Annotated in this window: 13 protein-coding genes; 7 read left to right on the forward strand and 6 right to left on the reverse strand. The window is 67.9% G+C overall.

Annotated features, from left to right (window positions below):
* Nucleotides 1–301: 301 nt before the first annotated feature.
* The 3 genes from smc to lipA all read left to right on the forward strand — a co-directional run bounded on the left by smc (nt 302) and on the right by lipA (nt 5,883).
* Nucleotides 302–3,934: a chromosome segregation protein SMC gene (gene smc / locus ABIB54_RS06760; RefSeq protein ID WP_354574754.1), complete on the forward strand. Its 3,633-nt coding sequence runs from the start codon at nt 302–304 to the stop codon at nt 3,932–3,934.
* A gap of 318 nt (nt 3,935–4,252) precedes the next feature.
* Nucleotides 4,253–4,900: a lipoyl(octanoyl) transferase LipB gene (gene lipB / locus ABIB54_RS06765; protein WP_354574755.1), complete on the forward strand. Its 648-nt coding sequence runs from the start codon at nt 4,253–4,255 to the stop codon at nt 4,898–4,900.
* Complete coding sequence (gene lipA, locus ABIB54_RS06770; protein ID WP_354574756.1) at nt 4,897–5,883, forward strand: lipoyl synthase; 987 nt, start codon at nt 4,897–4,899, stop codon at nt 5,881–5,883. The genes lipB and lipA overlap by 4 nt, the downstream gene beginning before the upstream one ends.
* An 8-nt stretch (nt 5,884–5,891) precedes the next feature.
* Here lipA and ABIB54_RS06775 read toward each other — a convergent pair whose 3' ends face one another.
* Nucleotides 5,892–6,452, reverse strand: a complete 561-nt coding sequence (locus tag ABIB54_RS06775) for a histidine phosphatase family protein (RefSeq protein WP_354574757.1) — start codon at nt 6,450–6,452, stop codon at nt 5,892–5,894.
* Between the two features lie 4 nt (nt 6,453–6,456).
* Nucleotides 6,457–7,467, reverse strand: a complete 1,011-nt coding sequence (locus ABIB54_RS06780; RefSeq protein ID WP_354574758.1) for a ketopantoate reductase family protein — start codon at nt 7,465–7,467, stop codon at nt 6,457–6,459.
* 103 nt (nt 7,468–7,570) lie between these two features.
* Between ABIB54_RS06780 and ftsY the strand changes: the two genes are divergently transcribed.
* The 3 genes from ftsY to ABIB54_RS06795 are packed head-to-tail and all read left to right on the forward strand — an operon-like array spanning nt 7,571 to nt 9,082.
* Nucleotides 7,571–8,443, forward strand: coding sequence for a signal recognition particle-docking protein FtsY (gene ftsY / locus ABIB54_RS06785; protein ID WP_185201180.1), 873 nt, complete (start codon nt 7,571–7,573; stop codon nt 8,441–8,443).
* A complete protein-coding gene (locus ABIB54_RS06790) occupies nt 8,440–8,763 on the forward strand; it encodes a hypothetical protein (RefSeq protein ID WP_354574759.1) in 324 nt (107 codons plus the stop codon). The genes ftsY and ABIB54_RS06790 overlap by 4 nt, the downstream gene beginning before the upstream one ends.
* Before the next feature lie 10 nt (nt 8,764–8,773).
* Nucleotides 8,774–9,082 (forward strand): cold shock domain-containing protein, encoded by a 309-nt coding sequence (locus ABIB54_RS06795; RefSeq protein ID WP_354574760.1) that lies wholly within the window; start codon nt 8,774–8,776, stop codon nt 9,080–9,082.
* 152 nt (nt 9,083–9,234) lie between these two features.
* Here the strand turns inward: ABIB54_RS06795 and ABIB54_RS06800 are convergent, their stop codons facing one another.
* From ABIB54_RS06800 to ABIB54_RS06810, 3 genes are all read right to left on the reverse strand, one after another.
* Complete coding sequence (locus ABIB54_RS06800) at nt 9,235–9,747, reverse strand: gamma carbonic anhydrase family protein (RefSeq protein ID WP_354574761.1); 513 nt, start codon at nt 9,745–9,747, stop codon at nt 9,235–9,237.
* A gap of 199 nt (nt 9,748–9,946) precedes the next feature.
* On the reverse strand, nt 9,947–10,939 hold the full coding sequence (locus ABIB54_RS06805) for an aldo/keto reductase (protein WP_354574762.1): 993 nt from the start codon (nt 10,937–10,939) through the stop codon (nt 9,947–9,949).
* A gap of 145 nt (nt 10,940–11,084) precedes the next feature.
* Nucleotides 11,085–11,966 (reverse strand): LLM class flavin-dependent oxidoreductase, encoded by an 882-nt coding sequence (locus ABIB54_RS06810; protein WP_354574763.1) that lies wholly within the window; start codon nt 11,964–11,966, stop codon nt 11,085–11,087.
* Between the two features lie 685 nt (nt 11,967–12,651).
* Here ABIB54_RS06810 and ffh point away from each other — a divergent pair.
* Nucleotides 12,652–14,250 carry a signal recognition particle protein gene (gene ffh / locus ABIB54_RS06815; protein WP_354574764.1) on the forward strand — a complete coding sequence of 533 codons (1,599 nt, stop codon included), beginning with the start codon at nt 12,652–12,654 and terminating at the stop codon, nt 14,248–14,250.
* A gap of 184 nt (nt 14,251–14,434) precedes the next feature.
* Here the strand turns inward: ffh and ABIB54_RS06820 are convergent, their stop codons facing one another.
* Nucleotides 14,435–15,115 carry an SGNH/GDSL hydrolase family protein gene (locus ABIB54_RS06820; RefSeq protein WP_354574765.1) on the reverse strand — a complete coding sequence of 227 codons (681 nt, stop codon included), beginning with the start codon at nt 15,113–15,115 and terminating at the stop codon, nt 14,435–14,437.
* Nucleotides 15,116–15,166: the final 51 nt, after the last annotated feature.

Genomic DNA, 15,166 nt, shown 5'->3' on the forward strand with positions numbered 1-15,166 from the left:
GGATTGCAGGAGTTATACAGGGCAGCCGACCCTGAATCACGAGGCCGAAGTCCGGCAGCAGCCCGCTGGCGCCGGTTCTCGCCTCCCGCAACCCCCCTGCATAACTCCTGCTATTGGTCTCGCCGTGACCGTGACGCCCGTCGTCGTCAGGGCTGAGCCGAGTGCCACATCCGATCTGCAGGAGTTATGCGAGGGGAGGGAGCGGCCGGTCTGGTGCAGGGCACCGGTGGCGCCTGCCGGGCATGCCCTCCGCTCTCCGGTACCGTTGACCAGAAGTCGTCGAACGGAGAAGGGCAGGCCGGTGTATCTCAAGAGCCTGACTCTCAAAGGCTTCAAGTCCTTCGCCCAACCGACCACCTTCGCCTTCGAGCAGGGGGTGACCTGCGTCGTCGGGCCGAACGGCTCTGGCAAATCCAACGTCGTCGATGCCCTCGCCTGGGTGATGGGGGAGCAGGGTGCCAAGACCCTGCGCGGCGGCAAGATGGAAGACGTGATCTTCGCCGGGACTGCGACGAAGGGTCCCCTCGGTCGTGCAGAGGTCATCCTCACCATCGACAACGCGGATGGCGCGCTGCCGATCGACTACGCCGAGGTGACGATCTCGCGCACCCTGTTCCGCAACGGCGGCAGCGAGTACGCCATCAACGGTGACACCTGCCGGCTTCTCGACGTGCAGGAGTTGCTGAGCGACTCCGGCCTCGGGCGGGAGATGCACGTGATCGTGGGCCAGGGACAGCTCGACGCCGTGCTTCACGCGAGCCCGGAAGAGCGCCGGGGGTTCATCGAGGAAGCCGCGGGCATCCTCAAGCATCGTCGCCGCAAAGAGAAGACGATCCGCAAACTCGACGCCATGCAGGCGAATCTCACCCGGTTGTCGGATCTGGCCGGGGAGATCCGTCGCCAGTTGAAGCCGCTCGGGCACCAGGCCGAGATCGCCAAGGAAGCCCAGTCGATCGCGTCGATCGTGCGGGATGCGCGGGCCAGACTGCTGGCTGACGAGGTCGTCACCCTGCGCGCCGCCATCACGGCGTCGACCCGAAGCGAGAGCGAGCGCAAGACCGAGCGCATCGTGCTGCAGGAGCAGCTCGATCAGGCGAAGCTGCGCGAGCACCGCATCGAACAGTCGCAGGAGGGGGATGCGGTGGACGTCGCTCGTCGCACCGCCTTCGGGCTCGAATCGGTGCAGGAGCGGCTGCGCAACCTGTATTCCCTCGCCAACCAACGCCTCTCCCTGCTCGGCCAACAGGCGGACGGACCGGACGCGGCGCCGGGCGTCACCCGCCAGATGGTTGCCGACGCGGAAGACGAGGTCGAGCGCATCGCGGCGACGATCGTTGATGCCGAAGCGGCCTGGCAGGAGACTCGGGCGGCCACGACCGCGGCGAGAGCGAACCTCGACGGGCTCGACGAGCAGATCGCCTACCAGTCCTCCCTCGTCTCCCGCCACGACCTCGAAATCTCCAAGCTCACCGGGCAGAAGGACAGCGCCGCCTCTCGCCTCGCCGCGGTGCGCGGGGAGGTGCTTCGTCAGCAGAACGCGCTCGACGCGGCGCGCGAGCGTCGCGAGACCGCCCAGATCGCCTTCGTCGCGCTCGAGGCCGAAGCGGTGTTGACCGATACCGGTGAGACGGATCTCGACGCCGCCTACCAGAGCGCCCAGGCCGAGGTCGTGGACGCGGAGGCCGAGATCGACCGCTTGCGCGAAGCCCTGCATGGAAACGAGAGGGAGCGCGATGCCCTTGCCGCCCGTGTCAGTGCCCTGTCATCGGCGATGGACCAGAAGGACGGATCGAGCGCGCTCGTCGCAGCGCGGCTCGACGGCATCCAGGGGCTCGTCGCCGAGCACGTGCAGGTGCAGCCCGGATTCGAGGCCGCGATCGCCGCGGCCCTCGGCTCGCTCACCGATGCCGTGCTCGCCACATCGCACCGGGAAGGGGTGGCGGCACTCCGGCAGTCGGCGCAGAGCGATTTCGGCAGAGTGGAGATCGTTGTTGCCGAGAGTGGCTCTGCTCGAGCTATTGCGATGAACAAGGACTACGTTGTGACGGCCTTGAGCGTCATCACCGCACCCCCCGGCATCGGCGAGCTGCTCCACGATGTGCTCATTGCCGACGACCTCGAGTCCGCAGAGCGAGCCGTGAACCACCTTCCCGATGGCTTCAGCACGGTGATTACCAAGGCGGGAGACGTTCTCAGCCCGCAGGTACTCAAGGGCGGATCGGGCGCCAAGCGTTCCCGCCTCGAACTCGTGGCCGACCGGGATGCCGCGAAACACCGCCTCGACGAGGTCACCTCGCTCATCGACCGGGCGCGGTTCGCCCTCGCAGAGCAGCGCGGACGCCTCGAGGTCGCCAAGGAACAGTCGACTCGCGCCCTCGCGGCACTTCGCCAGTTCGATTCTCAGCTTGCGGCCCAAACCGAGAAGCTCAACCGCGTGCGAGTGCAGTTGGAGGCCGCCGCCGCCGAGGCCGAGCGGCTGGAGCGCGGGCTCGCCCTCGCCACGGACTCCGTGACGGATGCCGCCGCCGCCGCCGAACGCGCCGCCCAGGAGCTCGGGACTTTCGTCTCCCGCCCGCGCCCCATCCTCGACGTGGCCGCCCGCGAGGGCGTGCTCGCCGACCTGGATGAGGCGCGCGAGCGCGAGGTGGAGGCGCGGCTGCAGGTGGAGACCGCGCGGGAACGCGCGCGGGCCGAGCAACTGCGCGCCGTGCAGCTGAAGCGTCAGTTGGAGTCCGAGCGCGAGGCGGCCGACGAAGCCGCTCGTCGCGCGGTGATCCGTCGGCGGCAGGTCGCCTCCGCCCAGACAGTGATCGATGCCCTTCCGGCGGTGCTGGATGCCGTGGACCGGTCGGTTTCCGAGGCTCGGGTGCAGCTCGCCTCGCGGGAGTCCGAGCGCGCGGCCCAGAACGAGGAGCTTGCAGAATTGCGCCGGGGAGAGAACGCCCTGCGTGAAAGACTCACCTCGATCAGTGAGGGCGTGCATGCGCTCGAGATGCAGGTGTACGAGAAGAAGCTCCACCTCTCGACGCTGCTGGAGCGCGCCGGAGAAGAGCTCGGTCTGGTCGAGGACGTGCTCGTGGCCGAGTACGGCCCCGAGCAGCCGGTGCCGGTCGATGGTGGTCCCGCCACGCTGCCTCCTTCGTCGGGCGCCACTCGACTGGCGGATGCCTCCGATGGCCTTGGCGAGACCTCGCGGGCGGACGGCATCGATGGTCGCGGGGGGAGCGCCAGCGAACGTATCGAGACCTCGCCGGCGGACGGCATCCCGTTCGTGCGTGCCGAGCAGGAGGCGCGCCTCGCCACAGCCGAGCGAAAGCTCGCGCAGCTCGGTCGGGTCAACCCGCTCGCCCTCGAGGAATTCGCCGCCCTCGAGCAGCGGCATAAGTTCCTCACCGAGCAGCTCACCGACCTCACCTCGACCCGCACTGACCTGCTCACGATCATCGGCGAGATCGACGAGAAGATGGAGGACATCTTCTCGAGCGCGTTCGAAGACACCCGAGAGGCCTTCAACACGGTGTTCCCGATCCTGTTCCCCGGTGGCACCGGGAGCATCTTCCTCACCGATCCCGACAGCATGTTGACAACGGGTATCGAGGTCACCGTGCGGCCAGCCGGGAAGAAGATCGAACGGCTGTCCCTGCTCAGCGGTGGGGAGCGATCCCTTGCTGCCGTCGCTCTGCTGATCGCCATCTTCAAGGCCCGCCCGAGCCCGTTCTACATCATGGACGAAGTCGAGGCGGCGCTCGATGACGCCAACCTCGGCCGCCTACTGCAGATCTTCGAAGACCTGCGCCAGACGTCGCAGCTCATCGTCATCACCCACCAGAAACGCACGATGGAGATTGCGGATGCGCTCTACGGCGTGAGCATGCGTGCCGACGGCATCAGCGCGGTGGTCGGCCAGCGGGTGAAAGCGGAGCAGGCAAGCTAGCCCCCTGCGGCCCTGCGGGGTCCGCGTCGAGTTGCACTCTTTTGTGGGTGCAACGCCCGGGCAGGTCGCAAAAGAGTGCAACTCGATGATTCTTCGCCCGCGCCAGTCGCGCCCGGCACAGCCCCTGGCGCCGGTCGAGCCGGGCGAAGTCGCTTCGAGCAGTCGCCTCCAGCGGCAGCTCCTCAGCAGAGCAGCCCCCTAGTGCAGCCAGCGGCCGCACCCCGCAGTACCCCCTCGGCACGACGCCGACGAGCGCAACCCGAACGCCGATTCGCAGGGATTGTTGGACTGCGTCCATTAAATGCCTACACTTGCCCCATGGCCGATATCGTCGTCGCCGGACTCGCACCGGATCTCCTGCCCTACCCCGAGGCGCTCGCGTTGCAGCGCAGCATCCACTCCGCCGTTGTGGAGGGAACCCGGCCCGACACCGTGCTGCTGCTGGAGCATCCTTCGGTCTATACCGCCGGAACCCGCACCGAGGCCAGCGAACGCCCGGATGACGGCTCCCCGGTCATCGACGTCGATCGCGGCGGCAAGATCACCTGGCACGGACCCGGCCAGCTCGTGGGATACCCCATCCTGCGCCTGCACGACCCGGTCGACGTCGTCGCCTACGTGCGCCGGCTCGAAGAACTGCTCATCGACGTGATCGCCCACTTCGGCGTCGCCGGCGTGAGAGTCGCCGGGCGATCGGGGGTCTGGATCATCGACGCCGCGCGCGAGGAGAAGATCGCGGCCATCGGCATCCGCGTCGCCGGCGGTGTCACTATGCACGGTTTCGCGCTCAACTGCAGCAACTCCCTCGACGCCTACGCGCACATCGTCGCCTGCGGCATCCGGGATGCGGGCGTCACCACGATCAGCCGCGAACTCGGCCGCGAGGTCACCCCCGAAGACGCGGCGCGGGTGGTCGCCGAACGCTTCGATGCTCTCGTCGTCGAGGCCGTGGCGGTGTCCGCATGACCGCGGCGCCAGAGGGCCGACGGATGCTCCGCCTCGAGATCCGCAACACCGAGACCCCGATTGAGCGGAAGCCCCCGTGGATCAAGACGGTTGCGCGCCAGGGGCCGGAGTATCTCGAGCTGCAGAAGCTCGTGAAAGACGAGGGCTTGCACACGGTGTGCCAGGAGGCCGGATGCCCCAACATCTACGAGTGCTGGGAAGACCGCGAGGCCACCTTCCTCATCGGCGGATCCCAGTGCACCCGCCGTTGTGACTTCTGCCAGATCGACACCGGTAAGCCGGCGGACTACGACACTGACGAACCGCGTCGCGTCGCGGATTCGGTGCTCAGCATGCGGCTCCGCTACGCCACCGTGACCGGCGTCGCCCGGGACGACCTGCCCGACGAGGGCGCCTGGTTGCACGCGGAGACCGTGCGCCGCATCCATGAGGTGAACCCCGGAACGGGAGTCGAGATCCTCGCCACCGACTTCTCCGGCAACCCGGACCTGCTCGCCGAGGTGTTCTCCTCGCGCCCGGAGGTCTTCGCCCACAATGTCGAGACGGTGCCGCGGCTGTTCAAGCGCATCCGTCCCGCGTTCCGCTACGAACGCTCGCTCGGTGTCATCACGAGCGCGCGCGAGGCCGGGCTCATCACCAAATCCAACCTGATCCTCGGCATGGGGGAGGAGCGTGCGGAGATCAGCCAGGCGTTGCGGGACCTCCACGACGCGGGGACCGACATCATCACCGTCACCCAGTACCTGCGACCGACGGCCCGACACCTGCCGGTGGCGCGCTACCTTCCGCCGCAGGAGTTCATCGAGATCAAGGAGGAGGCCGAAGAGATCGGGTTCCTCGGGGTGCTCGCGGGCCCGCTCGTGCGGTCCTCCTATCGCGCCGGGCGGTTGTGGGCGCAGTCGATGAAGCGCAAGGGACTCGAACTGCCCGAGGAGCTCGCGCACCTCGCGGACACCGAGCTCGGATTCGCTCAGGCGGTCTGAGCGACGACTCAGGTGGTGACGAGTGCCTCGTCGTTGACGGTGTGCACGCGCCATCCCTCGCCCATGCGCTCGAAGGTGGCGGTCGCCCCGTTTTCAATGCCGGGGAGTTGCTGGCCGGCGAGGGCGCCCAGCGTGTAGCGGATGATCGTGCCGTGGCAGACGATGACGACATTCGCGTCGCCGTAGTCGTCGGCGATGTGATCTAGGGCAGCGATGCCCCGCGCCACGACAGAGTCGAGACTCTCCAGCCCGGGATAGTGGTGATCCGGCCACTTGGCCTCGATGTCTTCTGCGGTCGCCCCTTCGCCGTCACCATAGTGGCGCTCGACGAGCTCGTGGTAGCTCGGCCCCAGTGTGATTCCGAGACCGTCGGCGATGATCTGGGCCGTCTCGCGGGCGCGCCTGAGCGGGGAGCTCACCACGGCATCCCAGCGCGTGCCGGAGAGCACCTCGACGGCCTGCCGAGCCTGCTCCCGACCGGTGTCGTTGAGGGGGATGTCGGAGGAGCCCTGGAGCCGCAGCTCGCGGTTCCACTCGGTCTGGCCATGGCGGATGAAGGCGAAAGTCACCCCTCTAGTCTGCCCTGCCCGACGATGGGGTTCGGTTCGGTCCTGGAGTCCGGAGGCTGGAGACGAGCTCATCGAAGGACGGCGTCGCGCCAGAATGGTCGCCGAGAGCAGCCCTCAGCTCCGAGACGCGGGATGACAGCCAGCCGGCCGTGTCCCTGGCATGGGCGCCGAACCAGAGCTCGCCGCGCTGGTCGCGCAGCACCCGGTGCCAGTGGGCGAGATCCACCTGGGTCGGGAGATGCTGGTAGATCAGCCGGAGGTCCGCGGCGATGTCGCTATTGCCCCGATCATGCAGCACGGTGAACGCCTCCCGGGTGGCCGCCACCATGAGCCGGAGGGTGTCATCGTCGTGGGAGAGTCGCACCGGGTCGCCTCCGGCGCGGTGGAGCGCGCAGTCGATCGGCACCATGAAGGCGTCTCTTGCGCGCATCCATTGGGCGAAATCCGTGCTGATCACCGTCGGGAATCCCGCGATGCTGAACTCCGTCTGGATGTTGCGGACGCGCGTGGTCATCGCACCGTCAGGTTCGCTCAGCACCGTCTTCTGCCGATCGATCTGGGCGAAGCGGGTGATCGAGCCCTCCCGAACACCGCTGACCGAGGGAAACCCGAACAGCGCTCTCGCGCCGAGGGCTTCGACGAGCTGGGGCTGGTGAGGAGCGAGGTCACCGAGAAAGAGCACATCCGAGCCGTCGGTCATGCTGCGGAGCAGGGGGAGAGTGCTGAGCAACTGTGACGGCCGGACCGCCACCACGACCAGTTCGAAGGTCTCGGTGACCGGGATCTCGTCGATGGCCCTGATGTCGAAGACGCTGCTCGTCTCCACCAGCGGCTCATCGACGGCCAGGCCGTCGGCGCGCAGCTCGGACAGACGAGCGCCTCGGTCGAGCAGCGTCACATCGCGTCCGACGCCGAGCAGCCGGGCCGCATACGCGCTGCCGATGACGCCCGCACCACAGACCAGGACTCGCAACAGCGATCTCCCTTCGGCGCAGAACGGTGTGCCCGTGCTCACCCAACCACATCCCGAGCGTCGTCACCGACGCCGGGCGTTGCCGAGCGGCGCGTGTCGATCCGGATGCGCCGGTGCCGTTGTGGCCGGTCGGTAACATAGGCCTATGGCTTCTCCCTGGTCCCTCTCGGGCGCTCTCAAGGGCATGTTCGCTCGCAAGACCATCGACGACGAGACCTGGGACGACCTCGAAGACGCCCTGATCACCGCCGATTTCGGGCCGGATCTCACCGAGGCGATCATCGAGGAGCTTCGCGCGAGCGTAAAGCGCTTCAACACCACCGACCCGGTCGACCTCAAGCGGATGCTGCGCGAGACCCTCGAGGAGCGGCTCGCCCGCCTCAATCCCACTCTCACCCTCAGCGCCCGTCCGGCGGTGGTTCTCGTCGTCGGTGTCAATGGCGTCGGCAAGACCACCACTATCGGCAAGTTCGCGAAGTTCCTCGGCGGCTACGGCCGAAGTGTCATCGTTGGCGCGGCCGACACCTTCCGGGCTGCGGCCGTCGAGCAGCTGGCGACCTGGGCGGAGCGCGGCGGGGCCGCCATCCAGCGTCCGCAGCAGCAGGGCCAGGATCCGGCATCCGTCGCCTTCCAGACCGTGGAGCGGGCGCAACGCGAGGGCATCGACATCGTGCTGATCGACACGGCCGGCCGCCTGCAGACCAAGAGTGGCCTGATGGACGAGCTCGCGAAGATCCGCCGGGTGATCGAGAAGCAGACCGAGATAGCGGAGGTGTTGCTCGTTCTCGATGCCACCACCGGACAGAACGGGCTCGCCCAGGCCGAGGCATTCATCGAGCATGCCGGGGTGACCGGACTCGTGCTCACCAAGCTCGACGGTTCGGCGAAGGGGGGCTTCGTGCTCTCGGTGCAGGAGAAGACCGGCATTCCGATCAAGCTGGTCGGGCAGGGTGAGGGCATCGGCGACCTGACCGGATTCACCCCGCACGTGTTCGTGCAGAATCTCATCGGGTCGTGAGCATGTCCCGGATCGAGACTCCGTCGGAGCGTGCCTACAGCCGGGTGGCGCTCGTCTCGCTCACCCTCGCCGTCGTCGGGGTCGGACTGGCCATCTGGGGTTTCGTCAGCGGAATCGATGCGACGCTCAACGGGGCGGGAGCCATCAGCACGAGCATCGTGATCTTCTATGTGGGATCTGCGGTGCTCTTCGTGGCCCTCGTGCTCGCGATCATCGGGCTCGTGCGGTCGGAGGCGAAGATGGTGCCTACCGTTGCGCTGGCGGTCTGCCTGATCCCCATCGCTGCGATCATCGTGATCGCGCTGGCGGATCGGCGCTAGGTTCCGTCTCGTGTCAAGCCTCGGAACCGTCGCACAGTGGTCGGACGAAGACGGCTGGGGCGTGATCGCCTCGGGTGAAACCCCGGGCGGGTGTTGGACGCATTTCTCCGCTCTCGAAATGCCGGGGTATCGCAGTCTCGACGTCGGCGAGCTCGTCGATTTCCACTGGGAAGCCAGCGATCAAGACGGATTTTCCTACCGCGCGGTGAGGGTGCAGCCCCGTCGCCCTCGTACCGGCGAGACTCCGACCATCATCCCGGAGTCTGCAGCTGCCCCCTATCGCAGCTCTCTCAGGATCACGCCGACCCAGTGTGAGTAGCAGCTCCTGCCGGCAGCACCCCTGCGCACCCCATGCGCATAACTCCTGCAATCTGGGCCCGGTGGCGTCTACGCCCCCGCGTTTTCGGGCATGCCGAGCTGCCGCCAGAAAATCTGCAGGAGTTATGCCGGAGAGTGCGGAGCGCGCGGCGATCAGAGCGCGGCGTGCTTTCGGCTGAGCTCGACATAGTGCGCGGCGTTCGCGACGACCCCGGCGAATTCCTCATCCGTGAGTTCGCGGCGCACCTTGGCGGGAACCCCGGCGACGAGCGATCGGGGCGGGATGATGCTGCCCTCGAGCACCACGGCACCCGCGGCTACGAGAGAGCCGGCACCGATCACGGCGCCGTTGAGCACCGTGGCGCTCATGCCGATCAGGCAATCGTCTTCGACGGTGCAGCCGTGAAGCACCGCGGAATGACCGACGCTCACGCGCTCACCGACCGTGGTCGGCTTGCCTCCGTCGCAGTGCACCGCGACGTTGTCCTGCAGGTTGCTTCCCGCCCCGATCGTGATCGAGTCGGAGTCGGCGCGGAGCACCGCTCCGTAGAACACACTCGAGTCCGCTGCGAGGGTGACCCGCCCGATGAGCGTCGCGTTCGGGGCGACCCAGGCGGAGGCATCGACTTCGGGAGTGTGGCCGTCGAAAGGCAGGACGAGTGTCATCCGTTAAGGCTAGCGCGGCGCGCGCAGCACCCCTCCCGGAATCGTCCCCGCCCCTCATCGGACACCCGCACTCGAAACCACTTTCCCAAAACGCAGGAGATTCGCCTCGAAAAGGCCCCCATGGCCGCGCGGACCGCCGTTTGGTGGCGAATCTCCTGCATTTTCGGTCGGTCGGGGCGGGGCGGCGCGGGGCGGGGCCTCAGGCGAAGAGCGCGCCCACCTGCTCGGCGAGGGCCTCGTCGAAGTCCATCGACGCGGCATCCGTCACCGCGTCCCACTGCTCCGTACGCCGCGGGGAGATGATCGTGGCGGTGACCAGCGGATGTCGCCGCAGCCAGGCCAGCGCGAGGGCCGGGATGCTCACCTCGCGTTCGCGCGCGAGCGGCGAGAGCTCGGACACGCGGGCCAGGTTCGCCAGCGTGAAGGCCGTGGCGTACATCGCCGGGGCGAGGGCGAGTCGGCTGCCGGGGGCGGGATCGGGAAGTTCCTCCGGGTCCTCGGTGAGATAGCGAGACGAGAGGATGCCGCCGGCAAGCGGCGAGTGCGCCAGGAATCCGAGACCCTCTTCGGCGAGAAGTGGCAGCAGGTCCCGCTCCACGCCGCGGGAGACGAGACTGAGCTCGGACTGCACCCAGGCCGGGCGGGGCAGCCCGGCGCGATCGGCGGCGAGCAGCCAGGCTTCGACCTCGCGCACCGAACCGGTGGAGCATCCCCAGGCTCGGATCTGCTCGGTGTCGATCGCGGCGGCGAACGCGGTGATCGTCTCCTCGAGTGGCGTGCGCTCGTCGAAGCCGTGGGCGAGGTACAGGTCGACGGAGCCGAGGCGCGATCGGCTCAGGGCGAGCTGCCGCTCGATGTGGTCGCCCGCGAGCGAGATGGTCTCCTGGCCGCGCTCCACCACGTTGCCGACCTTCGTCGAGACGAGCACATCGGCCCGTTCGCGTTCCTCCCGCCAACGACCGATCACTCGCTCGCTCTCGCCGCCCGCGAAGGAATTGGCCGTATCGAGCACCCGGATCCCGACCTCGTAGGCCTCGTCGAGCCGCTCGAGCGCCTCATCCGTCTTCATGCCGAGTCCGATGCGGGAGGGCGCGGATCCGATGCCCCCGATCGCGGCGCCGCCGAAGAAGAACTCGCTGACCTCGATGCCGGTGGAGCCGAGCGGAACGGTGCGGAGTGCGGAGTCGGGCATGCAAGGAGCCTAGGTGGCTCGGGCGTGGGGGGACTGGCGCTCCCGTCTGCTCGACGGGGTCCGCGTGTCGGTCTCCGCCTGCAGACAGCTCTGCCGAAGATCTCGCGCGGGCGAGCCGGTGTCGGTGACGGTGAGAGGACAGGGCTCAGCGCAGCGCGGGCAACCGAGACGCGACCGCTTCGAGCACGTCCTCGGATCCGGCGTAGATGCCGTCACGCCGCGGCCAGTGCGCGATGACATCCGTGAACCCGAGCGAAGCTGCCCGCCCGACGAGGTCGTCGAAGGCGCCGGTGCTCGACAGCGCGAAGGTGCCCCCGGAGTCGATGGAGAGGTAGCGGTCGATGGATGCCGCGTCCCGTCCCGCGCGCTCGGCGGCGTCATCGAGCCGACCGGTCAGCGTCGCGACGGACTGCCACCACTCCTCGCCGGTGACACCATCCCTGCCCGTGCTCACCCAGCCCTGACCGAAGCGCGCCACGAGGTCGAGACCCTTGGGACCGTTGGCCGCGATCACGAATGGCACCCGCGGCAGTTGAGCGGGCACCCCCACCATGCGCGCCTCGTGGGTCGTGAACCATTCGCCGGCGAACGAGATCGCACCCTCGTGCTCGAAGCGCAGAAGTCCGTCGAGCTGTTCGACGAATTCGGCGAAACGAGCGTGGCGCTCGCGAGGCGAGAGGGGAGGCTGGCCGAGCACGAAGGCGTCGAAGCCGGTGCCACCCGAGCCGATGCCGAGCAGAAAACGACCGCCGGAGATGTCGTCGACCGTGGCGACATCCTTCGCGAAGGTGACGGGATGCCGGAAGTTCGGCGACGACACGAAGGTGCCGAGGCGGATGCGTGAGGTCACGGTCGCGGCGGCGGTGAGAGTGGGGATCGTCGCGCCCCAGGGCTCGTCGGCCAGGCTGCGCCAGGAGAGGTGGTCATAGGTCCAGGCGTGGTCGAAGCCGAGCTCCTCCGCGCGGGCCCACTGATTCTTCGCCTGGGCCCAGGGCTGCTGGGGCAGGATCGTGATTCCGAATCGCATGCTGTGAGCCTAGGGCCGAGCATCCGGTCGGGGTGGCGTGGGGTGGGGTGGGGTGCGGTGCGCTGCGCTCGGCTGCGCTGCGGGTCCGCCGTACCGGGGTCTGGCGGGGTGGGGTCGGCCGCCGGCCGGCAGCCGGGGCCGGCGAGCTGCAGCCGTGGAGTATTCGACTCGGGGGTTGTTGCGACCGGGGAGGCTGTTTACCCGCGTTTGGTCCCGACTCGATTGAGTGTGCCGGTGGCGGAGTATTCGACTCGGGGGTTGTTGCGACCGGGGAGGCTGTTTACCCGCGTTTGGTCCCGACTCGATTGAGTGTGCCGGTGGCGGAGTATTCGACTCGGGGGTTGTTGCGACCGGGGAGGCTGTTGACCCGCGTTTGGTCCCGACTCGATTGAGTGTGCTGTTATGTCGCAGAACTGTCACCGAAGTCCTGCGACATAACACTCGATTTTCGGCAGTCGAGCGGCACTCGAGCGGGCACCGAAGGGGCCACCGCCACGGCAGTCGACCGGCACTCGAGCGGGCAGTCGAAGCGGCACTCAAGCGGCACTCGAGCGGCCACCGAAGCGGCTCCGGATGGCATCGAACCGCGCGGCGGATTTGCATCGAACCGGCTGCGGACCGGCAGCATTCGAGTCGCATCCGCCCGACGCGATGCCTCAGGATCCCGGGTTAAACTGGTGGCATCATGGCCACCTTCGGAAATCTCACTGACCGCCTCGCGGATACCTTCAAGAACCTGCGCGGCAAGGGCAAACTGAGTGCCGCGGATGTCGATGGCACGGTGCGCGAGATCCGTCGCGCCCTGCTCGATGCCGACGTCGCCCTCGATGTCGTCAAGGACTTCACCGGGCGGGTGCGCGAGCGCGCCCTCGGCGACGAGGTCTCGAAGGCACTCAACCCTGCCCAGCAGGTGGTGCAGATCGTCAACGACGAACTCATCACGATCCTCGGTGGTGAGGCGCGCCGCATCCAGTTCGCCAAGACCGCGCCGACCGTGATCATGCTCGCCGGCCTCCAGGGCGCCGGCAAGACGACCCTCGCCGGCAAGCTCGCCAAGTGGCTCGCCGGACAGAACCACACCCCGCTGCTCGTCGCCGCCGACCTGCAGAGGCCGAACGCCGTCACCCAGCTCAAGGTCGTCGCGGAGCAGACCGGAGTCGCGGTCTACGCACCGGAACCCGGCAACGTCGGTGCCGAGGATGCCGCGCCGAGGTCGTTCTTCGGCGGCGCGGCCAACCCGGTCAAGGTCGCCAAAGACGGCGTGAAGTTCGCCCGCGACAAGCAGTACGACATCGTCATCGTCGACACGGCCGGCCGTCTCGGTGTCGATGCCGACCTGATGAAGCAGGCCTCCGATATCCGCCGCGCCATCGACCCCGACGAGGTCTTCTTCGTCATCGACGCGATGATCGGCCAGGATGCCGTCGCCACCGCGAAGGCCTTCCAGGAGGGAGTCGACTTCACCGCCGTCGTGCTCACCAAGCTGGACGGCGACGCGCGCGGTGGGGCCGCGCTCTCCGTGGCATCCGTCACCGGGCGTCCGATCATTTTCGCCTCGACGGGCGAGTCGCTCGATGACTTCGAGCCCTTCTATCCGGATCGGATGGCGAGCCGCATCCTGGACCTCGGTGACATCCTCACCCTGATCGAGACCGCGCAGAAGACCTTCGACGAGGAGGAGTCTCGCAAGGTCGCCGAGAAGTTCATGACCGACAGCTTCACGCTGGAGGACTTCTTGCAGCAGATGCAGCAGCTCAAGAACATGGGCTCGATCAAGAACATGCTCGGGATGCTTCCGGGCGCGAAGGGCATGCGCCAGCAGCTCGACAACTTCGACGAGTCGGAGATCACGCGCACCGAGGCCATCATCCAGTCGATGACCATCGGCGAGCGTCGCCAGCCCAAGGTGCTCAACGGGTCGCGCCGCGTGCGCATCGCCCGTGGATCCGGCACCACGGTCACCGAGGTCAACGCCCTCGTCAACCGGTTCGAGCAGGCCGCAAAGATGATGAAGACCGTCGCTAAGGGCGGGATGCCGCAGGTGCCGGGCATGGGTCCGATCCCCGGTGCGAAGTTCGGCGCGGCCAAGAAGGTACAGGCGAAGAAGGGCTCCAAATCGGGAAACCCCGCCAAGCGGGCCGCAGAGAACGCCGCTCTCGCGTCGGGGGCGAAGCCGTCGACCGGAGCTGCCGGATCCGGCTTCGGGCTCGGCGGGACTGCCGCAAAGCCCGGGCCCTCAGAGGAAGAACTCGCGAGCCTACAGAAGCTGCTCGGTCGCGGCTGACGTCCGGCGCCGGACTCCCGCGTGGAACTCCCGCGTGGAACTCCCGCGTGGATCTCCCGTCTGGAACTCGAGCGTGGAACTCCCGCGTGGGAATCCGGGCGTCCACGGACAACTCGGGCCGGCACGCCGGACCGGAATGTCCGCGACGGCCCGGGAAGGGCGCGACGCCGCCGACAGGGGGCGCCTAGATCGACAGCTTCGCGCTGCGGATCGCCCCCGCGATCACCGTCGCGAGTTGCTGCTGTCCGCGCAGGGTCGGGTGGATGTCGTCCGACTGCAGCCAGGACCGGTGGCCGGCCAGGGGTTGGCCGATGTCGAGGTACGTGCCTTTCACCCCCAGGATCGCCGTGCGCACCTGCTCGTTGATGTCATCCATCTGCTGGGGGGCGACGGTGTCGTTCCACACCGTGCTGATGCCGACGATGGTCGTCGCCGGCAGTTTCGCCCGCAGGCTCGAGACCACCGACTCCGTCTCGGTGTTCAGTTGCTCGTTGTCGGTGCCGAGGTCGTTGCTGCTTCCGGAGATGAGGATGAGGGCCGGATGCAGGGCCACCGCCTCGGCGACCAGCCCGGAGAAGTCCGCACCGCAGTCATTGTCGTCGCCGGCTGCGACGAAACCGGCTCCATCGCAGGCGAGGTTCGTCAGGTCCCAGCCGTTGGTTGCGGCGAGCATGGCCGGCCACGCCTGCGTCGCGGGCAGACCGTGACCCTTCATGATCGAATCGCCGATGGCCACGACCACCGGTCGCGTCGCAGCTGAACTCGAATTGGTGTCGGTGGTGAGCGCAGCATTCGAGCATCCGGAAAGCAGGAGCATCGCGCCGGCGACCAGAAGGGTGGAGGCGCAGGCTCGAATGCGGTTCACGAACACCAAGTGAACGCGGTCTTCCTATGAGGATGCCGCACGGATCGTCAT

The organism is Frigoribacterium sp. UYMn621 (assembly GCF_040549525.1).
GTDB lineage: Bacteria > Actinomycetota > Actinomycetes > Actinomycetales > Microbacteriaceae > Lacisediminihabitans.